The 22,135-nt window shown below is 60.2% G+C and carries 22 protein-coding genes and 2 pseudogenes; 16 read left to right on the forward strand and 8 right to left on the reverse strand.

Translation table 11 applies throughout. From position 1 onward, the window contains the following. The first annotated feature begins 12 nt into the window (after positions 1–12). The 10 genes from sufC to trmL all read left to right on the forward strand — a co-directional run bounded on the left by sufC (position 13) and on the right by trmL (position 8,750). Positions 13–786: a Fe-S cluster assembly ATPase SufC gene (gene sufC / locus R6W86_RS01950; protein ID WP_410327712.1), complete on the forward strand. Its 774-nt coding sequence runs from the start codon at positions 13–15 to the stop codon at positions 784–786. A gap of 12 nt (positions 787–798) precedes the next feature. Further along, positions 799–2,085, forward strand: a complete 1,287-nt coding sequence (gene sufD, locus R6W86_RS01955) for a Fe-S cluster assembly protein SufD (protein WP_410327713.1) — start codon at positions 799–801, stop codon at positions 2,083–2,085. A gap of 6 nt (positions 2,086–2,091) precedes the next feature. After that, entirely contained in the window at positions 2,092–3,345 is a 1,254-nt protein-coding gene (locus R6W86_RS01960; RefSeq protein ID WP_410327714.1) for an aminotransferase class V-fold PLP-dependent enzyme, read from the forward strand. A gap of 13 nt (positions 3,346–3,358) precedes the next feature. Further along, entirely contained in the window at positions 3,359–3,715 is a 357-nt protein-coding gene (locus tag R6W86_RS01965) for a HesB/IscA family protein (RefSeq protein ID WP_410327715.1), read from the forward strand. Between the two features lie 95 nt (positions 3,716–3,810). Further along, complete coding sequence (gene sufT / locus R6W86_RS01970) at positions 3,811–4,353, forward strand: putative Fe-S cluster assembly protein SufT (RefSeq protein WP_410327716.1); 543 nt, start codon at positions 3,811–3,813, stop codon at positions 4,351–4,353. Positions 4,354–4,443: 90 nt separating this feature from the next. After that, positions 4,444–4,908, forward strand: a complete 465-nt coding sequence (locus tag R6W86_RS01975) for a SufE family protein (RefSeq protein ID WP_410327717.1) — start codon at positions 4,444–4,446, stop codon at positions 4,906–4,908. 187 nt (positions 4,909–5,095) lie between these two features. Then, positions 5,096–6,220 carry a multifunctional CCA tRNA nucleotidyl transferase/2'3'-cyclic phosphodiesterase/2'nucleotidase/phosphatase gene (locus R6W86_RS01980; RefSeq protein ID WP_410327718.1) on the forward strand — a complete coding sequence of 375 codons (1,125 nt, stop codon included), beginning with the start codon at positions 5,096–5,098 and terminating at the stop codon, positions 6,218–6,220. Between the two features lie 8 nt (positions 6,221–6,228). Next, a complete protein-coding gene (locus tag R6W86_RS01985; protein WP_410327719.1) occupies positions 6,229–6,975 on the forward strand; it encodes a pteridine reductase in 747 nt (248 codons plus the stop codon). A gap of 126 nt (positions 6,976–7,101) precedes the next feature. Beyond that, positions 7,102–8,280: an acetyl-CoA C-acetyltransferase gene (locus R6W86_RS01990; protein ID WP_410327720.1), complete on the forward strand. Its 1,179-nt coding sequence runs from the start codon at positions 7,102–7,104 to the stop codon at positions 8,278–8,280. 5 nt (positions 8,281–8,285) lie between these two features. Continuing rightward, a complete protein-coding gene (gene trmL, locus R6W86_RS01995) occupies positions 8,286–8,750 on the forward strand; it encodes a tRNA (uridine(34)/cytosine(34)/5-carboxymethylaminomethyluridine(34)-2'-O)-methyltransferase TrmL (protein WP_410327721.1) in 465 nt (154 codons plus the stop codon). Between the two features lie 136 nt (positions 8,751–8,886). On the opposite strand, the gene secB is transcribed toward trmL, so the two are convergent. Continuing rightward, positions 8,887–9,387 (reverse strand): protein-export chaperone SecB, encoded by a 501-nt coding sequence (secB, locus tag R6W86_RS02000; protein ID WP_092006539.1) that lies wholly within the window; start codon positions 9,385–9,387, stop codon positions 8,887–8,889. 225 nt (positions 9,388–9,612) lie between these two features. Beyond that, a complete protein-coding gene (locus R6W86_RS02005; RefSeq protein ID WP_410327722.1) occupies positions 9,613–10,029 on the reverse strand; it encodes a rhodanese-like domain-containing protein in 417 nt (138 codons plus the stop codon). 248 nt (positions 10,030–10,277) lie between these two features. On the opposite strand from R6W86_RS02005, the gene gpmM reads away from it, so the two are divergent. The 4 genes from gpmM to R6W86_RS02025 all read left to right on the forward strand — a co-directional run bounded on the left by gpmM (position 10,278) and on the right by R6W86_RS02025 (position 15,377). Then, positions 10,278–11,825, forward strand: a complete 1,548-nt coding sequence (gene gpmM, locus R6W86_RS02010) for a 2,3-bisphosphoglycerate-independent phosphoglycerate mutase (RefSeq protein ID WP_410327723.1) — start codon at positions 10,278–10,280, stop codon at positions 11,823–11,825. Between the two features lie 57 nt (positions 11,826–11,882). After that, complete coding sequence (locus R6W86_RS02015; RefSeq protein WP_410327734.1) at positions 11,883–12,986, forward strand: murein hydrolase activator EnvC family protein; 1,104 nt, start codon at positions 11,883–11,885, stop codon at positions 12,984–12,986. A gap of 106 nt (positions 12,987–13,092) precedes the next feature. Further along, on the forward strand, positions 13,093–14,505 hold the full coding sequence (locus R6W86_RS02020) for a S41 family peptidase (protein WP_410327724.1): 1,413 nt from the start codon (positions 13,093–13,095) through the stop codon (positions 14,503–14,505). A 20-nt stretch (positions 14,506–14,525) separates the two neighbouring features. Then, the gene (locus tag R6W86_RS02025) at positions 14,526–15,377 is read left to right on the forward strand and encodes a divergent polysaccharide deacetylase family protein (protein ID WP_410327735.1); all 852 of its coding nucleotides are present in this window, start codon (positions 14,526–14,528) and stop codon (positions 15,375–15,377) included. A gap of 78 nt (positions 15,378–15,455) precedes the next feature. On the opposite strand, the gene hisF is transcribed toward R6W86_RS02025, so the two are convergent. The 5 genes from hisF to R6W86_RS02050 form a co-directional block, all read right to left on the reverse strand. Beyond that, positions 15,456–16,229: an imidazole glycerol phosphate synthase subunit HisF gene (hisF, locus tag R6W86_RS02030; RefSeq protein WP_410327725.1), complete on the reverse strand. Its 774-nt coding sequence runs from the start codon at positions 16,227–16,229 to the stop codon at positions 15,456–15,458. A gap of 10 nt (positions 16,230–16,239) precedes the next feature. Then, positions 16,240–16,977 (reverse strand): 1-(5-phosphoribosyl)-5-[(5-phosphoribosylamino)methylideneamino]imidazole-4-carboxamide isomerase, encoded by a 738-nt coding sequence (gene hisA / locus R6W86_RS02035; RefSeq protein ID WP_372986805.1) that lies wholly within the window; start codon positions 16,975–16,977, stop codon positions 16,240–16,242. A gap of 37 nt (positions 16,978–17,014) precedes the next feature. After that, the gene (gene hisH, locus R6W86_RS02040) at positions 17,015–17,653 is read right to left on the reverse strand and encodes an imidazole glycerol phosphate synthase subunit HisH (protein WP_410327726.1); all 639 of its coding nucleotides are present in this window, start codon (positions 17,651–17,653) and stop codon (positions 17,015–17,017) included. A gap of 30 nt (positions 17,654–17,683) precedes the next feature. Next, positions 17,684–18,277, reverse strand: coding sequence for an imidazoleglycerol-phosphate dehydratase HisB (gene hisB, locus R6W86_RS02045; protein WP_410327727.1), 594 nt, complete (start codon positions 18,275–18,277; stop codon positions 17,684–17,686). Between the two features lie 107 nt (positions 18,278–18,384). Next, on the reverse strand, positions 18,385–18,846 hold the full coding sequence (locus tag R6W86_RS02050) for an SRPBCC family protein (protein WP_410327728.1): 462 nt from the start codon (positions 18,844–18,846) through the stop codon (positions 18,385–18,387). Between the two features lie 208 nt (positions 18,847–19,054). Between R6W86_RS02050 and R6W86_RS02055 the strand changes: the two genes are divergently transcribed. Continuing rightward, a complete protein-coding gene (locus R6W86_RS02055) occupies positions 19,055–21,253 on the forward strand; it encodes an AsmA family protein (protein ID WP_410327729.1) in 2,199 nt (732 codons plus the stop codon). After that, positions 21,253–21,993 (forward strand): annotated as a pseudogene (gene mutY, locus R6W86_RS02060) (A/G-specific adenine glycosylase); the annotation flags it as partial. The gene R6W86_RS02055 and the pseudogene mutY, both read left to right, overlap by 1 nt. A 41-nt stretch (positions 21,994–22,034) precedes the next feature. Here the strand turns inward: mutY and R6W86_RS02065 are convergent. Beyond that, positions 22,035–22,085, reverse strand: a pseudogene (locus R6W86_RS02065) (hypothetical protein); the annotation flags it as partial. Positions 22,086–22,135 lie beyond the last annotated feature (50 nt).

Below are 22,135 nucleotides of genomic sequence, written 5' to 3' on the forward strand. Positions count from 1 at the left end.
AGAAGCGAACAAATGCTTATTATCAAAAACCTGCACGCATCCGTTGAGGGCAAAGAGATCCTCAAGGGCATCAACCTGGAGATCAAGGCCGGGGAAGTTCACGCGATCATGGGCCCGAATGGTTCGGGCAAGAGTACCCTGTCCCAGGTGCTGGCAGGCAACGAAGCATTTGAAATCACCGAGGGTGAAGTCACCCTGAACGGCGAGAACCTGCTGGACCTCGAAACTGAAGAACGCGCCCGCGAAGGCATCTTCCTCGCGTTCCAGTACCCGGTGGAGATCCCCGGCGTCAGCAACCTGCAGTTCCTGCGCACCGCCGTCAACGCCATGCGTATGCATCGCGGCGAGGAAGAGATGAACGCCGCCGAGTTCATGAAACTGGCGAAGGAAGTCTCCAAGCAGGTGGACCTGGATCCGGCCTTCCTCAAGCGGGGTGTCAACGAAGGTTTCTCCGGTGGTGAGAAGAAGCGTAACGAGATCATGCAGGCGCTGCTGCTGCAGCCGAAGCTGGCCATCCTGGACGAGACCGACTCCGGCCTCGACATCGACGCCCTGAAGGTGGTGTCCGATGGCGTCAACGCCCTGCGCTCCGAAGACCGCGCTATCCTCATGGTCACCCACTACCAGCGCCTGCTGAACCACATCGTGCCGGATTATGTCCATGTTCTGGCCGGTGGCAAAATCATCAAGTCCGGCGGCCGTGAACTGGCCCTGGAACTGGAAGAGAAAGGCTATGGCTGGCTGGGCATCAAGGATGAAGAAACTGCCGACAGTGCTGCCAACTAAGGAGGCCGCGGAATGAAACCAGCACCGACTCTTTCAGCGGCGTTCCTTGAATCCGCCGGCCAGTCCCTGCCCAAGGCGCTACTCGAGCTGCGCAGGCAGCGCGGTACCGCCCTGGTGGACATGCCGCTGCCGACGCGGAAAACCGAGAACTGGAAGTACTCCAGCAAGTACCTCAAGCTGACTGATGACATGGCCAGCAGCCTGCCCTCACAGGGTGAAGCGCTCAGTGGCCAGGACGTACCGGGCTACCGGATCGTGTTCCTGAACGGCGTTATCCAGCCGGAAGCCAGCGAGTTCCCGCAGGTTGACGGCATCCGGGTTGCCAGCTTCCGCGACCTGGATGACCAGGAAGCCACTGAACTGGCAGATCAACTGGACAACACCCTGGACGACAAGGCCGTGCAGCTGGCTCGCCTGAATGCCGCGCGTTTTGAGGACGGGCTGCTGATTCGCCTGAAGCCGGACGCCGTGCTCGACCAGCCTCTGTTTGTGATCCACGAAGTCACGGCTGACGCCAGCGGCTCCGCCTTCCCGCGCATTTTCGTCGACGCGGGCCGCCACAGCCAGGCGACCCTGGTGGAGGAGTACCGCTCCAGTGGTTCCGAACCGGTCATGGTCAACACCGTCACCGAGTTCAAGCTGGCCGACGGCGCCAACATCACTAACGTTCGCCTGACCATGGAAGGCGAGAACGTTCAGCACATTGGCGCTACCGGTGTCCGCCAGCAGCGCAACGCCCGTTTCGAGAGCCACACAGTCGGCTTCGGTGGCCCGCTGCGCCGCCATGACCTGCAGGTTCGCCTGGAAGGTGAAGGCGGCGAGTGCAAGCTCAACGGCGTGGTGGTCACCCAGGGCAAACAGCACTTTGACAACCACACCACCATTGAGCACGTGGCCGCCCACTGCATCAGCGAGGAGACCTACCGCAACATTGCGGCGGATCAGTCCCACGCAGTGTTCAACGGCCGGATTCATATCCACCAGGACGCCCAGAAGTCCAATGCGGATATGAACAACAAGAACCTGCTCCTGTCCAACGGTGCAGAGATCGACACCAAGCCGGAGCTGGAAATCTACGCCGACGATGTGAAGTGTGCCCACGGTGCCACCATCGGCCAGCTGGACAAGATCTCCCTGTTCTACCTGGTGTCCCGCGGCATCGGCCGGCGCGAGGCCAATGTGCTGCTGACCATGGCCTTCATCAACGAGCTGGTTGATCAGATTCCGCTAGAGACCGTGCGTGAGACCGCCAAATCCCGGCTGAACCAGTTCTTTGACCAGACCTTCCAGGAGGTGTGACCGGTAATGACTGACCTGTCCGTGGCAAACAGCGCCAGCGCCGCCGCGTTCGACGTGGAAGCGGTGCGCCGTGATTTCCCGATCCTGTCCCAGCAGGTGAACGGCAAGCCCCTTGTGTACCTGGACAACGGCGCCTCGGCCCAGAAGCCGGTCGCCGTGCTTGATGCCATGGACCGCTATTACCGGGAAATGCACTCCAACGTGCACCGCGGCGCCCACACCCTGGGTGACCGTGCCACCGCAGCGTTCGAAGGCGCGCGGGAGACCGTGCGCAACTTCGTGAATGCAGCCAGCACCCGGGAGATCATCTGGACCCGTGGTACCACCGAAGCTATCAACCTGGTGGCCAACGGCCTGGCTCCCCGCCTGAAAGAAGGTGACGAGATCCTGGTCAGCCACATGGAGCACCACGCCAACATCGTGCCCTGGCAGATGATCGCCGAACGTACCGGCGCGAAAGTGATGCCTATCCAGGTCACGCCCGAGGGTGAATTGGACCTGGACTCATTCAACAGCCTGCTGAACGACCGCACCCGGATCCTGGCCATCACCCATGTTTCCAACGTACTGGGTACGGTTAACCCGGTGGCACCGCTGATCGAGCAGGCCAAGAAGCGCGGCATCCTGACCCTGATTGATGGCGCCCAGGCGGTACCGCATTTCCGCCCGGATGTGCAGGCGCTGGGCTGCGATTTCTACGTGTTTTCGTCGCACAAGCTGTTTGGCCCCACCGGTATCGGTGTACTTTACGGCAAGGCCCAGTTGCTGGAGGAAATGCCGCCGTACCAGGGTGGCGGCGAGATGATCGAGCGGGTATCGTTCGAGCGCACCACCTGGAACGTGCTGCCCTACAAATTCGAGGCGGGCACGCCGGCGATTGCCGAGGCAGTTGGCCTTGGCGCAGCGATCGATTACCTCGAGAGCCTGGGCCGTGGCGCTATGGAAGCGACCGAGAAGGCACTGCTTGAGCGCGCGAACCAGCTAGTCGAGACAGTACCGGGCATGGAGATCATCGGTACCGCCGCCAACAAGGTGCCGGTCATGTCCTTTAAAATCGCCGGCCTGCACCCCAGTGATATCGGTACGCTGCTGGATCAGCAGGGCATCGCCATCCGCACCGGCCATCACTGTGCCATGCCACTGATGGAGTTCTACGGAGTACCCGGCACAGCCCGGGCCTCCTTTGCGTTCTACAATACGCTGGACGAGGTGGACAAACTGTTCACCGGCCTGCAGAAAATCCAGCGCCTGTTTGCCTGATGGAGGTGGAATCATGACAGCTGAAGTCTTCACCCCAAGTGACGTAACCGTGACCATGACCCCGAGTGCGGTCAGGCACGTACGCAAGCAACTCGACAAGAAGCCGGATGCCAAAGGCATTCGCCTGGCCATCAAGAAGAGTGGCTGCTCCGGCTTCAAGTACGAGACCCAGTGGGTGGACGAAGTCGCAACCGATGACCGCGTATTCCACATCAACGGCGTGGACGTGTTTGTGAAAGAGGAACACCTGCCAATGGTGAATGGCATCGAGATCGATTTTGTCACCGAGGGCGTGAATTCACTCTTCAAGTTCCGCAACCCGAATGCCACGGCAGAATGCGGGTGCGGGGAGAGTTTTACCGTCGCCTGAGTGGTGAGAACGGGGTCAGCGGTGAAGACGGGGTCAGATGAATGCTTTCATCTGACCCCCACTTAAACAAACCAAAGCACATTACGAGACCAGGCATGCAAGAACGGGAAGTGGTCCTGACCAAACGCGAGGTGGAAGCACGCCTCGTTCCTGCCGGAACCGAGATCATGATTCCGGCGGACACCTTTGTGACCATCACTCAGTCCCTTGGCGGCACCTTCACGGTGGCGGTCAACGGCAACCTGGCCCGGATTGAAGGCCACGACGCCGATGCCCTGGGCAAGCAACCGCTGGAAAGCAGCTTCGAGACCCCGGAAGACGGCACCGTCAACGAGAATCAGGTCTGGGAAGCACTGCGCAACTGCTACGACCCGGAGATCCCCGTAAACGTGGTGGATCTCGGGCTGATCTACGAGTGCAAGATCGAAAACGACACCGAGGAAGGCAATCACGTCTACATCAAGATGACGCTCACCGCCGCCGGCTGCGGCATGGGCCCCGTCATTTGTGACGACGTCAAACGCAAGGTCGAGCACGTTCCCAACGTGGAAAAGGTAACCGTTGAACTCACCTTCGATCCGCCCTGGAACAACGACATGCTTACCGACGAGGCAAAGCTGGAACTGGGGATGCTGTGAAGCCCGGGCTCAAACCGCTAACATGGGGTCAGATGAACGCTTCCATCTGACCCCGTTTTCACATTTAGCTTTCAAAACAGCAGCAATCACATGACCGCCACCAGAGAAGACTTCCTCAACAACCCCCTCGGAACCAGGACCACCCTGGAGGACGTCCTGGACGCCTTCGAATTCCTGGATGACTGGGAAGAGCGCTACGCCTATATCATCGACCTGGGCAAGCAGCTGCCGTCATTCCCGGATGACGCCCGTACCGAGGAAAACTATGTGCACGGCTGCCAGAGCCAGGTGTGGCTGATTCACCATTACGATGAAGCCAGCGGCAAGCTGTACCTGCTGATCGATTCCGACGCCATGATCGTTCGCGGCCTCGCGGCGATCATCCTGGTGGCTCTGAACGGCAAGGGCCCGCGGGAGCTGCTGACCACCGATATCGACGAGCTGTTCGAACAGCTCGACCTGTTCCGCCACATCTCCCCCACCCGCGGCAACGGCCTCCGGGCCATGGTGGGAAAGATTCGGGATCTGGCGGCGACGGAAGCAGCCGAAACCTGATCGTAAACCTGGGGTCAGAAGAAGGTTTTCTTCAGACCCCAGAGTTGGCCGCCCCTGGGCTCGCTCGGCGCCTGATGAACGTTTTCATCCGACGTCAATTTCACCGTGATCCCACCTCCCATTTGCTTACCCCCTGGCCACACCGGATAATCCCCCCAGAATCCGAACCAAAACCAAAGGTCTCTCCATGCAAACCTACCTGGTCGGCGGCGCTGTCCGTGACGAACTGCTGGGCATTGACGTCAAGGATCGTGACTGGGTGGTGGTCGGCGCCACCCCGGACGAAATGCTGGCCAAGGGCTTCAAGCAGGTGGGTGCGGACTTTCCGGTTTTCCTGCATCCGCGAACCCGTGAGGAATACGCCCTGGCCCGCACCGAGCGCAAGCAGGGTCGGGGCTACCATGGTTTCAGTGTCTACAGTGCTCCCGACGTCACCCTCGAGGAAGATCTCAAACGCCGGGATCTGACCATAAACGCCATGGCGAGGGATGAGCAGGGTGAACTGGTGGATCCCTTCCATGGCCTTGAGGATCTGCAGTCGCGGCAACTGCGCCATGTTTCACCGGCCTTTGCGGAAGACCCGTTGCGCATTCTCCGCACCGCCCGTTTTGCCGCCCGCTTCCAGCCCATGGGATTCGAGGTACATCCGGAGACCATGGCACTGATGCGCCAGATGGTGGCCGAGGGCGAGGTGGACCATCTGGTACCGGAGCGGGTCTGGCAGGAGGTCCAGCGGGCCCTGCACGAACAGGAACCCGGAACCTTTTTCGAAGTACTCCGGGACTGCCGTGCCCTATCCATACTGATCCCGGAACTGGCTGACGATGAAACTCTGGCTACAGCACTGTCCGCACTTCGAAGTGTGGCCTGGCAAGACACCAGCACCGAACAACGCTTTGCCGCCGTCCTCCTGCCACTTTCTTCGGAGCAGGCACTCACTCGCGCGAAAGCCTTGAAAGCCCCCAACGATTGCCGGGATCTGGCCAGACTGGCCTGCCATTTCAAAACCGCGCTGGCTGATTTATCCTCAAACGAAGACTCAACCGCTTCGGTGCTGCTCGAACTGGTGGACTATGCCGACCTCTGGCGCCGGGGGCCGCGTTTCGAGGCGCTGCTGCAGGTACTGGACTATGCCATGCCCGAAGATCTCAGGGCCCGAGTACAGGCCCTGCAGGTCGCCGCCCGGGCAGCCGCCGGCGTCAATCCCAGGGAACTCCAGGCACAGGGATTCAAGGGCAAGGCCCTGGGTGAGGCAATCCGGGCAGAGCGGCTCAAGCGTATAGAACAGGCATTGCCCGCATTCAACAGCTGAGGACAGACATGACTGACAACGCGCCCGTTGCACTGGTTACCGGTTCCGCCCACCGCTTGGGGGCCCGCACTGCCGAAATGCTGCATGACCGCGGCTGGAACCTGGTAGTTCACTACCGCACCCGGCAAACCCAGGCCACGGCGCTGACCGAGAAACTCAACGAGGCACGCCCCGGCTCGGCCATCTGCCTGCAGGCGGATCTGACCCGGATGGACGATGTCCATCGTCTTGGCAAGGAGGCGCTCGCCCACTGGGGGCGTCTGGATGGCCTGGTCAACAACGCGTCCGTGTTCTACCCCACTCCCAATGGCGAGGCCATGTACCACGACTGGGAGCGGATCATGAACACCAACCTCCGTGCGCCCTTTTTCCTGCTGCAAACCTGCCTGACTGCCCTGAAAAACGCCCGTGGCAGCGTCGTCAACCTGATCGACATATACAGCGAGAAGCCCCTGAGCAACCACCCACTGTACTGCGCCAGTAAGGCCGGTCTGGCAGCCCTGACCCGGTCCTGGGCCAAGGACCTGGCTCCGAATGTCCGGGTCAACGGGGTGTCGCCGGGCGCGATTCTCTGGCCGGAAAACGACGGTGCTATCGACCGGAGCTACCAGAAGGCCATTGTCGAGAAGACCCCACTGGCCACCACCGGCAATCCCAACGACATCGCCAGCATGGTGATTTTCCTCATGTGTGACGCCCCGTTTGTGACCGGGCAGATCATCTCTGTCGATGGCGGCCGCAGCCTGAACATGTAATCTCCGTCCGAGCACCTGGAGGTGCCCGGACTTTAGCCAGTCATCGCTTTCCGGATACAATGCCGGCAGTTTTCCATCCCAGACGGGACACTAGCAACCCGCGCCAGTAAATACCGGAGAAATTCCATGCGTGATGTCGTCATTGTTGCCGCCAAACGGACTGCCGTCGGAAGTTTTGGCGGAGGCCTGTCCAGCCTGAGCGCTGACCAGCTCGGTTCTGCCGTACTCAAGGCCCTGCTCGAGGAAACCGGTGTCGCCGGCGACCAGGTCAACGAGGTGGTACTTGGCCAGGTACTGACCGCTGGCTGTGGCCAGAATCCGGCGCGCCAGGCGGCAATCCATGCAGGCATTCCGGCTTCCGTGCCAGCCATGACCATCAACAAGGTCTGCGGCTCCGGACTCAAGGCCGTGCATATGGCCGTCCAGGCCATCCGCTGCGGGGATGCCGAGCTGATGATTGCCGGCGGCCAGGAAAGCATGAGCCAGGCACCCCATGTACTGCCCAACAGCCGTAACGGTCAACGCATGGGCAACTGGACCATGATCGACACCATGATCAAGGATGGCCTGTGGGACGCCTTCAACGACTACCACATGGGCATCACCGCCGAGAACATCGTCGAGAAATACGGCATCAGCCGCGAGGAACAGGACGCCTTTGCAGCGGCTTCCCAGCAGAAAGCCGTGGCCGCCCAGAAGGCCGGTTACTTCGACGGCCAGATCGTTCCGATCACCATCCCCCAGCGTAAGGGTGACCCTCTGGTGGTGGACAAGGACGAGTGCCCCCGTGATGGCGTGACCGCTGAAAGTCTGTCCAAGCTTCGCCCGGCATTCAAGAAAGATGGTACGGTCAGCGCCGGCAATGCCTCCTCCCTGAACGATGGCGCCGCGGCCGTCATGGTGTGCAGCGCAGAGAAAGCAAAGGAGCTGGGCCTGACCCCGATTGCCACCATCAAGGCCCACGCCAATGCCGGTGTTGAACCAACCATCATGGGTACCGGCCCGATTCCCGCCAGTCAGCGCTGCCTGAAACTGGCCGGCTGGAGCGTAGATGACCTGGACCTGATCGAGGCCAATGAGGCCTTCGCCGCCCAGGCCATTTCTGTCAACCGGGACCTGAGCTGGGATACTGACAAGGTAAACGTGAATGGCGGCGCCATTGCCATCGGCCACCCCATCGGCGCCTCCGGCTGCCGCATCCTGGTTTCCCTGCTGCATGAAATGGTCCGCCGTGATGTCCACAAGGGCCTGGCGACCCTGTGCATCGGCGGCGGCATGGGCGTGGCCCTCGCGGTGGAACGCTAAGCCCGATGCTCCAAGTGGTACTGTATGAGCCGGAGATTCCACCCAACACCGGCAACATCATCCGGCTCTGCGCCAACACCGGCTGCCAGCTGCATCTGATCGAACCTCTGGGTTTCACCCTGGAAGATAAGCAGATGCGGCGGGCCGGGCTGGACTACAGCGAGTATGCCACCGTGAAGGTGCACTCCAGTTACCAGACGTTCCTGGAAACCGAACAACCCTCACGGCTGTTTGGACTCACCACCAAGGGCAGCCGGTTCTATCACGAAGTGAGCTATCAGGATGGTGACTACCTGATGTTCGGCCCGGAAACCCGGGGCCTGCCAGTGGAAGTGCGTGAAAGCCTGCCGGAAGCCCACCGGATCAGGGTGCCGATGCGGCCGGAGAGTCGGAGCCTGAATCTATCGAACACGGCGGCGCTGGTGGTGTATGAGGCCTGGCGGCAGCTTGGTTTTGATGGTGGGGTTTGACAGAAATGAAGATGGGGTCAGAAGAAGGCTTTCTTCTGACCCCGGGGTTCGGCGCGAGGCTTGAGGCCAATCGCAGGGGGCTCAGGCAGCCCAGGGGTCTGAAGAAAGCCTTCTTCTGACCCCATTTCAGCGGTGATCAGTGAGCCTGCTGCTCCCCACTCCCTTCGCCAGCACCCTCTTCCTGCTTGCGCTTCAACGCCTGGGCATAGATGGCGTCGAAGTTAACCGGTGCCAGCATCAGTGCCGGGAAAGAACCCTTGGCAACCACGTTATCGATGGACTCACGGGCATAGGGAAACAGGATGGTCGGACAGTAGGCACCGAGCATCTGGCCCAGTTGAGCACCTTCGATGCCCTGCACCAGGAACACACCGGCCTGCTGGATTTCCACGATGTAGGCGACTTTCTCACCGATCTTGGTGGTGACAGTCAGGGACAGGACCACTTCGTACTGGTTGTCGCTCACCTTGTTGTGGGAGGTGTTCAGGTCCAGGTTCACCTGGGGCTTCCACTGCTCCTGGAAGACCAGCGGCGCGTTCGGCGACTCGAACGACAGATCCTTCACATAGATACGCTGAAGGGCAAACTGGGGTTGGTTCTGGTTTTCATTGCCTGCGGCTTGCTGATTCTCAGCCATGTTCGGTCCTTTGTGCTCTTGGTGGGCTTGGGTGCCCGGTTATTGTCTTGTTTCGAAAATGGAGTCAGATGAAGGTGTTCATCAGACCCCTGAGTCTGAGACCCGGGAGTCTGAAAACGGGGTCGGAAGAAAGTTTTCGTCTGACCCCTTCTTTATTCCATGCCGGCTCCGGCGAATGTCAAACAGTGCGGCAGATCGGGCCCGAGATCAAGGCCTGAGGCCCTGTTACTTTTTCACCAGCGGCAGGTTGCTGGCCCTCCAGTCACTGATACCGCCATTGAGGCGCACCACGTTATTGAAGCCCTCGGCGTTGAGCTGCTTGACCGCCATGGCGGAATGCTGGCCCATCTTGTCGGCAACAATGATCTGCTTGTCCTTGAACTTGTTAAGCTCCGAGGCACGGCTCTTGAGACTGTTCAGGGGAATATTGACGGAGCCGGTGATGCGGCCTTCGCCGAACTCTTTGCGGTCACGGATGTCCACCACAACGGCCTCGTCCTTGTTGATCAGGTTGACTGCCGCCTGGGCAGATACCTTGGCACCACCACGGCGAGCCTCCAGGATCAGGATCGCCACCAGGAAGGCGACAAACAGCGACACCAGAATGTAGTGATTGACAACGAATTCGAACAAGCGGTCCATGAAAATACCCTGAAAATTTGTTTGGCGGGATTATACACACCCAGCCTCTTTCAAAGAAGGCGGGAACATGGGGTCAGAAGAAGGTGTTCTTCAGACCCCGGGGTTTGCTGAAGTCAGGGTCGGATGAAAGCCTCCATCTGACCCGATTTTCATCTTGTCAACACCCGGCGTTAATGGCTTGCGCGAATGAAAACGGTTACAATCTGACCTTCTCTTTTATTAAGTTTTCCAACCAACCGGATGAAGTGATGACCGCGAAGCGCAAGCCGACTGCACTGATTATCCTGGACGGCTGGGGTTACCGTGACCCCGCCGAAGACAATGCCATCAGCAACGCCAACACGCCCTTCTGGGATGAGCTGTGGGCCAACCGGCCCAAAACTCTGATCAACACATCGGGCATGTTCGTGGGGCTGCCGAAGGGGCAGATGGGTAATTCCGAGGTCGGGCACATGAACCTCGGGGCCGGTCGCGTGGTCTACCAGAGTCTCACCCGGATCGACAAGGATCTGGAAGAAGGCACATTCCAGGAAAACGAAGTACTGTGCGCCGCTATCGACAAGGCGGTGAGCAGTGGCCGCGCCGTTCACCTGATGGGCCTGATGTCTCCGGGCGGGGTCCACAGTCACGAGGACCACATCCTGGCGGCGGCCGAGCTGGCCGCCAGCCGGGGCGCCAAAGAGGTCTATATCCACGCGTTCCTGGACGGCCGTGATATGCCACCCCGGAGCGCCAAGCCTTCCCTGGAAAAGGCCGCCGCCAAGCTCAGGGAACTGGGTGTCGGCCGGGTGGCAACTATCGTGGGGCGCTATTTCGCCATGGACCGGGACAACCGCTGGGATCGTGTAGAGGCGGCCTACAACGCCATGGCCCTGGGCGAGGCCGATTTCAGCGCCACCGATCCGGTTACCGCACTGGCGCAGGCCTACGAGCGCGGCGAGAATGATGAGTTCGTCAAGCCGACCCATATCCAGGCTCCGGGCGAACCGGACGGTACCATCAATGATGGCGACACGGTTCTGTTCATGAACTTCCGGGCCGACCGCGCCCGGGAAATGACCCGCACCTTCGTGGATAAAGAGTTCGACGGCTTCGAACGCCGCAAACACCCGGAGCTGGCCGATTTCGTAATGCTCACGGAGTACGCCGCAGACATCAAGACCTCCTGCGCCTACCCGCCGGAGCAGCTCAGCAACGGTCTGGGCGAATACATGGCCAAGCAGGGCAAGACTCAGCTGCGCATCGCCGAAACCGAGAAGTATGCCCACGTGACTTTCTTCTTCAACGGTGGCGTTGAAACCCCATTCAAGGGCGAGGACCGCATCCTGGTGCCGTCCCCGAAAGTGGCCACCTACGACCTGCAGCCGGAGATGAGCGCGCCCGAGGTTACCGACAAGTTGGTTGAAGCCATCAGGAGCGGCAAGTACGACCTGGTGGTGTGCAACTACGCCAATGGCGACATGGTCGGCCACACCGGCAAGCTCGACGCTGCCATCAAGGCGGCCGAGTGCCTCGACCAGTGCGTCAAGCGGGTCGTGGAAGCACTCGACGAGGTCGGGGGCGAAGCACTGATCACCGCCGACCATGGCAACTGCGAGCAGATGACCGACCCGAACTCCGGCCAGGTCCACACGGCTCATACCATCGGCCCGGTGCCGCTGGTCTACACCGGCCACCGCAAGGCCCATCTCAAGGACGACGGCAGTCTCAGTGACGTGGCCCCGTCCCTGCTGACCCTCATGGGGCTGGAGCAGCCCAAGGAAATGACCGGGCACAGCCTGGTAGAACTGGACTGACCCGGACCAGTCTTGGCCTTGAAGCCGTTACTCACCCTGTCATTCGCCCTCAGCTTCATGCTGGGGGCGATGTCCATACAGGCACAGCAGCAGGAAGTCAGCCCTGCCCAGATCGAAGACCTCAAGGAACGCATTGAGGCCATCGACGAGTGGCTGGCCGATGCCGAAGAAGATCGTTCCGAGCTGGAACAACAACTGGCAGCGGCAGAGCGTCGCATCGGCGAACTGACCCGCGAACGCCGGAACCTGCGTGAAAAAGTAGAGCAGCAGCAGCAACGACTGAAAGAACTGGAACAGCAGGAAGCCTCCCTGAACAAGACGCTCAGCCGTCAGCGGGAAGGTCTCAAGCAACAGATCCGTTCCGCCTGGATGGAAGGGGACGCCCCTGCAGTCAAGGTACTGCTCAACGAAATCGACCCGGACCAGATGGCCCGGACCATGACCTACTACGAGTATCTGAGCCGAAATACGGTTGACCGGCTAAAAGCCTTCCAGAAAAGCCTTCGGGAGCTGAGGCAGACTCAGGCCAGAGTCGTGGTGACACGGGCCGAACTGACCGATACCGAAGCCACCCTCAGCAAACGCCAGCAGGAGCTGTCAGCCTCCCGCAAGGAACGGGAACAGACCCTGGCCGCACTGAAAACTGAGATTCAGAGCCGCCGCAGCGAACGGGACGAACTGAAAGCCGACCGGAAGCGCCTCGAAAAACTGCTCGAGGAAGTCCAGCAGGCGATTGCCAGTATTCCCGCGCCCAACGAGTCCCAGCCCTTCCGTTCGCTGAAAAGCAATCTGCCCTGGCCGGTCAAAGGCAAGGTGGTCAGTAGCTATGGCGACCTCTATGCCGACGGCAAGCTCCGCCGCAACGGCCTCCTGATCAGCACCAGCGAAGAGGCGCAGGTCAAAGCCATCCATTACGGCCGGGTAGTTTTTGCCAACTGGCTCCGGGGATTTGGCCTGATCACCATCATTGATCATGGCAATGGCTACATGACACTCTATGGCCACAGCAGCAGCCTGTTTACCAGCCCGGGCGACTGGGTGGCAGCCGGCGAGACCATTGCCGTGGCAGGCCAAACCGGCGGCACCGATACGCCCGCGCTGTACTTTGAAGTCCGCCATAATGGCAAACCGGATAACCCGCAGCGCTGGCTGGCAAACTGAGGCTCCGGAGAGCCCACTCAAGGGCTGACAAACGGCGCAGCTGACGCCATACTGTCTGGAATCAGGGAAATACGTCCAACTAGTGGAAACAAAACGGGATATATTGATGAAACGGGTCAGAAGTACACTTCCGCCAAGGGTTTTACTCAAACTCACGCTCGCTACCTGTTTCATAACCGCATCGGGCCTGGCTTTTGCCCAGGATCCACAGTCCGAGGAATTGCTGGAAGGGATCCAGGCCGGAGAAAAGGTGGAAATCACCCTGTCCGATCCGGAAAAGCAGCTCCCGCTGGACGACCTGCGCAAATTCACCGAAGTGTTCAGCCGCATCAAGGATGCCTACGTCGAGGAGGTCTCCGACCAGCAACTGCTTGAAAGCGCCATCAAGGGTATGCTGTCCGACCTCGACCCGCACTCCACCTACCTGGCCCCCAAGGACTACGAAGAACTGGAAGAAAGCACCTCCGGTGAATTCGGTGGCCTCGGCATTGAAGTAGGCATAGAAAACGGTTTCGTCAAAGTTATCGCGCCCATCGACGACACCCCGGCGCAGAAAGCCGGCGTTCAGGCCGGCGACCTGATCATCAAACTGGACGAGAAACCGGTTAAGGGAATGTCCCTGGAAGAGGCGGTGCAGATGATGCGGGGCAAGCCCGGCACCGTGCTGACGCTCACCATCATGCGCGAAGGCGAGAGCGCCCCCATCGAGATTGATGTCGTCCGGGATATCATCAAGGTCACCAGCGTGAAGTCTCGCATGCTGGATAACGGTTACGGTTACCTTCGCATCACCCAGTTCCAGGCCGACACCGGCGGCCAGTTCCGGGATACCCTGAAGAAACTCGAGACCGAACACGGCGCCGACCTCGACGGTCTGATCATCGACTTGCGCAACAATCCCGGCGGTGTGCTGCAAGCCGCGGTGGAAACGGCCGACGCCCTGCTCGACGGCGGCCTGATCGTCTATACTGAGGGCCGGATCCAGAGTTCACGGCTGCGGTTCAGCGCCAAGTCCGGAGACGTCATGACCGGTACGCCGATCGTGGTTCTAATCAACGGTGGCTCCGCGTCGGCGTCCGAGATCCTCGCCGGCGCACTCCAGGATCACGAGCGCGCCGTCATCATGGGGACCCAGTCCTTTGGCAAGGGCAGCGTCCAGACCGTTATCCCGCTGGACGAGACCCATGCCATCAAGATGACCACCGCACGCTATTACACACCGGACGGCCGCTCCATCCAGGCGACCGGCATCAAGCCCGACATCGTGGTGCGGCCGGCGGAGCTGACCGAACTCGACGGCCAGCCGTTCTTTACCGAAGCGGACCTCAGCGGCCATCTTGAAGGCCAGAACGAGGGCAAAGGCAAGGCCAAGGATCAGGACCGCCCAGGCGAGCAGGCACCGGACACGGTCTCCATGGTCGAACGGGATTATCAGCTACGCTCAGCCCTGAACCTGCTCAAGGGAATGCACATCCTGAACCGCAGGGGTAAAAACTCCGGGGAAGGAAGCGGCGAGTGAGCCTGATTCGCTGGCTTTTCCTGGCAGTTACGTGCCTTGCCGCGACAAATGCAGCTGCGCAGAACCCTCCCCGGGAACTGCCACCCACCATCGCCATTATCATTGACGATATGGGGCACAACCTTCAGGAAGGCCGCCGGCTGGTCAACATGGACCAGCCGCTAACTCTCGCCTTTCTCCCCTACCGGCGTTTCACCGAGAGACTGGCCACAATGGCGCACCGGCAGAACAAGGAAATCATGCTGCATGCCCCCATGGCCAACACCCAGAATTTCGGCCTCGGTGCCGGCGGGCTCACACCGGACATGGACGAACACACCCTGAGCCAGACCCTGCGTCGCTCGCTTCAGTCCATTCCCTTTGTCAGCGGCGTCAACAACCACATGGGCAGCCTGCTGACCCAGCAATTGAGGGCCATGGACTGGGTGATGAGAGAGCTGGACAAGTACCCGGTGTACTTCGTCGACAGCCGCACCATCGCCTCCTCCATCGCCGGCGATGTTGCCACTGCCTACCAGATCCCCAACGTGACCCGTGATGTGTTCCTCGATCACGAACAGACCGAAGAATTCGTTGACCGCCAGTTCAAGCTGCTGATCAAACGTGCGAGGGAATACGGCAGCGCCGTTGGAATCGGCCATCCGCACAAGGTCACCGTGGATTACCTGGAGAAGCACCTGCCGCTGTTGGACGAACAGGGTATTGCCGTCGCTACCGTGAGTGGGCTGTGGGCCATGCGCAACGGGAATCGAGAGATGTTTGCCGAGGGGGAGAAGCAGGCGATTCGGCCGGCTTATGCGGCAACGATCAAGTTGGGGTCAGATGAAAGTGTTCATCAGACCCCTGGGGAGGACGAAGTTGGGGTCAGATGAAAGTGCTCATCAGACCCTTGGGGAGGACGAAGTTGGGGTCTGATGAAAGCTTTCATCTGACCCCGTTTTCGGGCCTGCCTAATCCCGGACTTCAATCCCCTGCGCCTTCATAAACGCCTTCGCCTCTGGAATCGTGTGCTGCCCAAAGTGAAAAATGGAGGCGGCCAACACCGCATCCGCTCCGCCCTTGGTCACACCATCCGCCAGGTGCTGCAGCTCGCCGACACCGCCTGAGGCGATCACCGGCACTGCCACCGCATCGCTGATCGCTCGGGTCAGGCCCAGGTCGAAGCCGATCTTGGTGCCGTCCCGGTCCATGCTGGTCAGTAGCAGCTCACCGGCGCCCATCTCGACCATCTTTCTGGCCCACTCCACGGCATCAAGGCCCGTGGGCTTGCGGCCGCCGTGGGTGAAGATTTCCCAGCGTGGTTCCTCGCCTTCGGCATTGACCTGCTTGGCGTCGATGGCCACAACAATACACTGGCTGCCAAACCGCTCGGCGGCTTCGCGCACGAATTCGGGATTGAACACCGCCGCCGTGTTGATGGACACCTTGTCCGCGCCGGCATTGAGCAGCTTGCGGATATCCTCGACGGTACGCACGCCGCCACCCACGGTCAGCGGGATAAACACTTCCGCCGCCATGCGTTCCACCGTCTCGTAGGTAGTGTCACGGCTCTCATGGCTGGCCGTGATATCGAGGAAGGTGATTTCGTCGGCACCCTGCTCGTTGTATCGGCGGGCCACCTCGACCGGATCCCCGGCATCCCGGATATCCACGAAGTTCACGCCTTTGACCACGCGCCCCTTGTCCACATCCAGGCAGGGAATGATGCGTTTTGCCAGTCCCATGCTAACTCCCTCAGCCGTTCAGGCTGTCGCAGAAGGCCTGGGCCTCGGCCACATCGAGGGTGCCCTCGTAAATGGCACGGCCGGTGATGGCGCCAAGGATGCCCTTGTCCGCCACTTCAGCCAGGCGTTTGAGGTCGTCCATATTCGTCACACCACCGGATGCAATGACCGGAATACCTCCTTCTTCCGCCAGCTTCGCAGTGGCTTCCACGTTCACGCCCTGCATCATGCCGTCGCGGCTGATGTCGGTGTAAACGATGGCATCAACACCGTCGTTGGCGAAGCGCTTGGCCAGATCCACAGCCATAACCTCGGAGACTTCAGCCCAGCCGTCGGTGGCCACACGACCATCCTTCGCATCCAGGCCGACAATGATGTGACCCGGGAAGCGCTTGCACATCTCGGTTACGAACTCCGGCTCTTTCACTGCCTTGGTACCGATGATCACCCATTGGACACCCGCCTTCAGATAGGCCTCGATGGTTTCAGCTGAGCGGATACCACCGCCGATCTGGATCGGCAGGTCCGGATATTTCTTCGCAATGGCCTGGACGATCTCGCCGTTGACCGGCTCACCGGCAAAGGCGCCGTTCAGATCCACCAGGTGCAGACGACGGGCGCCGGCGTCCACCCAGCGGGTGGCCATCTCGACCGGGTCGTCACCGAAGACGGTGGAATCGTCCATCCGGCCCTGGCGCAGGCGTACACATTTGCCGTCTTTGAGATCAATGGCGGGAATAATCAGCATAGAGCAATGTCCGTGTAGTTCGTTCTGATGGCCGGCGTTACTTGCCGGACCAGTCCACAAAGTTTTTCAGCAGCTGCAGCCCAGCCCGGGCACTCTTTTCCGGGTGGAACTGCACCGCAAAGATGTTATCGCGGGCAACGGCAGCGGCCAGGTCGACGCCATAATGGGTACGGCCGGCCATGTCGGCATTGCCCTCGGCTTCGGCGTAATAGCTGTGCACGAAGTAGAAGCGGTCGCCGTCCGGAATGTTGTGCCAGAGCGGATGATCAATGGTCTGGAAGACTTCGTTCCAGCCCATGTGCGGGACCTTCAGGCGCTCGCCATTTTCCACCAGGTTATCGCCGAAGTAGCGAACCTCCGACGGGAACAGGCCAATGCAGTCGACGCCGTTATTCTCTTCACTGCGGGACATCAGCGCCTGCATGCCGACGCAGATACCGAGGAAGGGACGATCCCGGGACACTTCCCGGACCAGGATATCCACCTCCAGCCGACGAATCTCCGCCATGCAGTCACGGATGGCTCCGACGCCGGGCAGGATGACATGGTCCGCCTCCCGAATCTGGTCGGCGTTATCGGTCACCAGGACGGTGACACCCGGGGCAACGTGCTCCACCGCCTTGCGGGCGGAATGAAGGTTCCCCATACCGTAGTCGATGATGGCAACGGTTTTCATGATCAAATGCGATGTCCTGTTGGTGACCGGTTACAGCGAGCCCTTGGTGGACGGGGTAATTCCCGCCATGCGCTCGTCCATCTCAATCGCCATGCGCAGGGCACGGCCGAAGGCCTTGAACACTGTTTCAATCTGGTGGTGGGCGTTCTTGCCCTTCAGATTGTCGATGTGCAGGGTCACCATGGAGTGGTTGACGAAACCGTGGAAGAACTCCTCGAACAGGTCCACGTCAAAACCGCCCACAGAGGCACGGGTATAGGGCACATCCATGGACAGGCCCGGACGGCCGGAGAGGTCGATCACGACACGGGACAGGGCCTCATCGAGCGGGACATAGGCGTGGCCGTAGCGACGGATACCCTTCTTGTCACCCACCGCCTGCTTGAAAGCCTGGCCCAGGGTAATGCCGATGTCTTCCACGGTGTGGTGATCGTCAATGTGCAGGTCGCCCCTGGAGACAATGTTGAGGTCGACCAGCCCGTGGCGGGCGATCTGATCCATCATGTGTTCAAGGAACGGAACACCGGTGTCAAAGCTGGACTTGCCGGTGCCGTCGAGATCGATCTCGACAGTAATCTGTGTTTCGAGGGTATTGCGTTCTACGCGAGCCTTACGTTCGGCCATGGAGACTCCGTCGTCATAAACCGGCTTGGTGCCGAAAACAATTTGTTTGCGGATTATACCTTTTATGCCCGCCGGAGTCCCGCAACCGCGTCAACGACCGTGATAGCTCAGAACGCCTTCTTGAGGTTGTTCATGTAGGTGTCCACGAGACTGTTGAACTCGTGCTTGATTACCGGGCTGATGGCCAGTTTCAGCAGGCTGGGCAGGGGTACGGTCAACTCCGCGCTGGTGCGGAATTTCACCCTGGTGGCATCGTCGCCATTGGCGGTCAGGGTCCAGGAACCGCTCACCACACCGTTACCCTCGCCCTTGATCGGCTCCCAGGTGATCTTGCCGGCATCCTTGTCCGAGTTGTATTTACAGGCATAGACGGACTGGATGGCGTGCTTGTCGACGCCGACTTTCTCCATTTCCCAACGATAGCTGTTGTCGCCCAGGTCGGTCAGCTTGTCGACCTTCGGAAAATGGCTGGCGGAACGCGGTACGTCGGCCAGCAACTCAAAGGCTTCGTCGTAACCCGCAGGTATCTCCAGATCGCGGCTCAACTCGATCGACACAGTAATTGCCACAGCCCACTCCTTTTTGTCTTTATAAACTGTCTGCGGAGGCCGAATGGCCCCTCACGGGGAAAATCAGGGGATGTATTTTGGCCTATCACTACACCATTGTCATACTCCTGCGCTGTTAATTTGTTAACCCTGCGTTATCCTTAACTTTATTAGCCAGGGGATTCGCCCTCAAGCTCCCGATGCTCACCGGAACAAGGAAGCCCTGATCATGAAAGCTGTTCGTTACCTCCTGATTGCCATTGTTGCCATCATTATTCTGGCAGTCGTGGCCATCGCGATCGCCATGGCGGTCATCGACCCGAACGACTACAAGCCTCAGATCGAAAAGGCCGTGGAGCAGCAGACCAACCTGGATCTGCAGCTGGAAGGTGATATCGGCTGGTCCTTCATTCCCCTCGGCCTGGAGCTCAACAATGTGAGCGCCAACCTTGAGGAAAAGCGTTTCGTGGCCCTCGACCAGTTGGTGGCACAGGTGGATTTCTGGTCCCTGATTGCCATGTCGCCCCGGGTGAACACGTTCGTACTGGACGGCCTGGAAGCCAACCTGGAAGTCAACGAGCAGGGCGACGGCAACTGGACCCGGATCATGCGCAAGTCCGCACAGGCTGCGGACAAAACACAGGCACCGGCTGAGCAGCCGGCCGAACAACCGCAAGAAGAAGCGCAGACCGCCTCCGGCGGCGAGCCGCTGAACTTCAATGTGGAGAACGTCCAGATCAGCAACGCCCAGGTGCATTACACTGACAACAGCACCGGCCAGGCGGTCACCCTCGAGAACTTTGCCGTCAACGCCAGCGACATCACCCTGGGTTCCGAATTTCCGCTGGAAGTCAGCTTCCAGGTGGATACCGCCAAACCACAGCTCAAGGTTGATGGCAGCATCAATGCCCGGCTGACCGCCAACGAGGCTCTCAATGACTTCGCCGTCTCCGAACTCAACGCCGTGTTCGACATGAGCGGCGAGCCGTTCGGCGGCAAATCCGTTACTGCCGAGTTGGCCGGTTCAGCCAGGGCCAATCTGGAAAACGAAACCGCCACGCTCTCCGGCTTCACCGCCAGCCTGGCCAACCTTGACCTCACTACTGATCTCGAGGTTCAGGGCTTCGGCGACAAACCGGCACTGAAGGGCAACCTCGACATCCAGGAATTCTCCCTGAAAGAGCTGCTCAGCAAACTGGGCCAGCCCGCCATCGAAACCAGCGACCCCGATGTACTCAAAGCGGTCGCCTTCTCCACCGACATCAGCGGCTCCCCGGGCACAGCGGCCCTGGAGAACCTCACCTTCAAGCTCGACGACACCACCTTCAACGGCTCCGGCAGCTACACCCTGGCCGACGGCGGCATAGTCTTCAATCTGCAAGGTGATGAACTCAATGCCGACCGTTACCTGACACCCAAGGCCGAAGGTGAGGAAGCTGCCGCCAGCGAAGAACAGCAAACGGCAGAGGCCGGCTCCACGGGAGGCTCAGGTTCCGCCCCGGAATCCGATCTGCTGCCGCTGGAAACCCTGCGCACACTGCTGCTGGATGTGGACTTAGGTCTCGGCCAGCTGATCGTCAGCAACCTGACCATCAATGAAATCAAGGCCAGCACCACCGCCAAAAACGGTGTGCTCAAGGTCGACGAATTCAGCGGCAAGATGTATGAAGGCAGCTTTGGCACCAACGCCACCATCGATGCCCGTAGCGACAACCCCAAATGGACCATCGCTTCCAACGTAACCAACGTCCAGACCCTGCCCCTGCTGACCGACCTGGCGGAAGTGGACACGCTCGGCGGCGGTGCCAACCTGAAGGTGAATGCCACCACCACTGGCAACCGTATTTCCACACTGCGCGAGAATGCCCACGGCCAGATCAGCTTCAACCTGGCCGAGGGTGAGTTCCGCCGCATGAACATGACGCGCATGGCGTGCCAGGGCATTGCCCTGGTGAACCAGGAGCAGCTGACCACCACTGATTGGGGCACCACCACACCGTTCAACGACATGAGCGGCACCCTGGACATCAACGGCAACACCCTGGCCAACAAGAACCTGGTGGCCTCGCTCGCGGGCATGAAACTGGAGGGCCAGGGCACCGTCGACATGAAGCAAACCACCCTGGACTACGAGGCGGGCCTGCGCATCGTGGGTGAAGTGCACCGGGACCCGGCCTGCCGGGTCACCGAATACGTGGAGAACGTGGTGATCCCGGTGGAATGCCGCGGCAACTTCTCCGAAGACCCGGGCGGCCTCTGCTCCTTTGACGGCTCCCGTTTCCGGGACACCCTGAAGACCATTGCGGAGAACGCCGCCAAGGCCAAGGTGAAAGAAGAAGTCGACAAGGCCAAGGACGAAGCCGAAGAAAAGGTGAAGGAAGAGATCGAGGAAAAACTGGGCGACAAGCTCAAGGGCCTGTTCCAGTAATGACCGACCGTTTCGCCGACAAACTCCTCACCTGGTACGACCAGCACGGCAGGCACGACCTGCCGTGGCACCATGACCGCAACGCCTATCGGGTCTGGGTCTCGGAGATCATGCTCCAGCAGACCCAGGTGACAACCGTCATCCCCTACTTCCAGGCTTTCATGACCCGGTTCCCGACCGTGCATGACCTCGCGAGTGCGCCGGTCGACGATGTCCTCAGCCACTGGTCCGGACTCGGCTACTATGCAAGGGCCCGCAACCTGCACAAGGCCGCGCAACAGGTGGTCGGGGAGTTTGGAGGCGAGTTCCCGCAGGATCCGGAAAAACTGGAATCACTCACCGGCATCGGCCGGTCCACCGCCGCAGCCATCGTCGCCCAGGCCTATGGCAAACGGGCCACCATCCTCGACGGCAACGTCAAACGGGTACTGGCCCGTTACCACGCGGTGCCCGGCTGGCCTGGCCAGACTGCCGTGCTGAACCGGCTCTGGGAACACGCCGAGGAGCACACCCCCGACGAACGGATCAGAGACTACACCCAGGCCATCATGGATCTCGGGGCTACGGTATGCACCCGTACCCGGCCAGCCTGCGAGGCCTGTCCGGTCAACTCCGGCTGCCAGGCCTATGCGCTTGAAGAGACATTCCGTTATCCAGGCTCCAAGCCAAAGAAAGCCAAACCGGAAAGAACCACCTGGATGGTCATCCTCGAAGATCCTGAGGGCCGCATCCTGCTGGAGCTCTCGTGACAATCCTTTATATCTTCAATAATGGCGTCATATTTTTCATGGGCAGTAAGATAAATTAGATCGCCGAGGTCGTTTCGAATCATCGGTCGATGTGTCGGAATGACCACAACCTCGAGCTTATAGATTTGTTGAA

Origin of the sequence: Marinobacter sp., from assembly GCF_046484525.1 — a bacterium.
In the GTDB taxonomy this organism is placed as follows: Bacteria; Pseudomonadota; Gammaproteobacteria; order Pseudomonadales; family Oleiphilaceae; genus Marinobacter.

What these genes read in the sequence shown, in the direction of transcription:
- R6W86_RS02020 (WP_410327724.1), top strand. Translation starts at nt 13,093, where the DNA reads ATGAAACGGGTCAGAAGTACACTTCCGCCAAGGGTTTTACTCAAACTC.
- R6W86_RS02055 (WP_410327729.1), top strand. Translation starts at nt 19,055, where the DNA reads ATGAAAGCTGTTCGTTACCTCCTGATTGCCATTGTTGCCATCATTATT.
- secB (WP_092006539.1), bottom strand. Translation starts at nt 9,387, where the DNA reads ATGGCTGAGAATCAGCAAGCCGCAGGCAATGAAAACCAGAACCAACCC.
- hisA (WP_372986805.1), bottom strand. Translation starts at nt 16,977, where the DNA reads ATGCTGATTATTCCCGCCATTGATCTCAAAGACGGCAAATGTGTACGC.
- sufT (WP_410327716.1), top strand. Translation starts at nt 3,811, where the DNA reads ATGCAAGAACGGGAAGTGGTCCTGACCAAACGCGAGGTGGAAGCACGC.
- R6W86_RS01990 (WP_410327720.1), top strand. Translation starts at nt 7,102, where the DNA reads ATGCGTGATGTCGTCATTGTTGCCGCCAAACGGACTGCCGTCGGAAGT.
- sufC (WP_410327712.1), top strand. Translation starts at nt 13, where the DNA reads ATGCTTATTATCAAAAACCTGCACGCATCCGTTGAGGGCAAAGAGATC.
- hisB (WP_410327727.1), bottom strand. Translation starts at nt 18,277, where the DNA reads ATGGCCGAACGTAAGGCTCGCGTAGAACGCAATACCCTCGAAACACAG.
- R6W86_RS01975 (WP_410327717.1), top strand. Translation starts at nt 4,444, where the DNA reads ATGACCGCCACCAGAGAAGACTTCCTCAACAACCCCCTCGGAACCAGG.
- R6W86_RS01985 (WP_410327719.1), top strand. Translation starts at nt 6,229, where the DNA reads ATGACTGACAACGCGCCCGTTGCACTGGTTACCGGTTCCGCCCACCGC.
- gpmM (WP_410327723.1), top strand. Translation starts at nt 10,278, where the DNA reads ATGACCGCGAAGCGCAAGCCGACTGCACTGATTATCCTGGACGGCTGG.
- hisH (WP_410327726.1), bottom strand. Translation starts at nt 17,653, where the DNA reads ATGAAAACCGTTGCCATCATCGACTACGGTATGGGGAACCTTCATTCC.
- R6W86_RS02005 (WP_410327722.1), bottom strand. Translation starts at nt 10,029, where the DNA reads ATGGACCGCTTGTTCGAATTCGTTGTCAATCACTACATTCTGGTGTCG.
- trmL (WP_410327721.1), top strand. Translation starts at nt 8,286, where the DNA reads ATGCTCCAAGTGGTACTGTATGAGCCGGAGATTCCACCCAACACCGGC.
- sufD (WP_410327713.1), top strand. Translation starts at nt 799, where the DNA reads ATGAAACCAGCACCGACTCTTTCAGCGGCGTTCCTTGAATCCGCCGGC.
- R6W86_RS01960 (WP_410327714.1), top strand. Translation starts at nt 2,092, where the DNA reads ATGACTGACCTGTCCGTGGCAAACAGCGCCAGCGCCGCCGCGTTCGAC.
- R6W86_RS02015 (WP_410327734.1), top strand. Translation starts at nt 11,883, where the DNA reads ATGCTGGGGGCGATGTCCATACAGGCACAGCAGCAGGAAGTCAGCCCT.
- hisF (WP_410327725.1), bottom strand. Translation starts at nt 16,229, where the DNA reads ATGGGACTGGCAAAACGCATCATTCCCTGCCTGGATGTGGACAAGGGG.
- R6W86_RS01980 (WP_410327718.1), top strand. Translation starts at nt 5,096, where the DNA reads ATGCAAACCTACCTGGTCGGCGGCGCTGTCCGTGACGAACTGCTGGGC.
- R6W86_RS01965 (WP_410327715.1), top strand. Translation starts at nt 3,359, where the DNA reads ATGACAGCTGAAGTCTTCACCCCAAGTGACGTAACCGTGACCATGACC.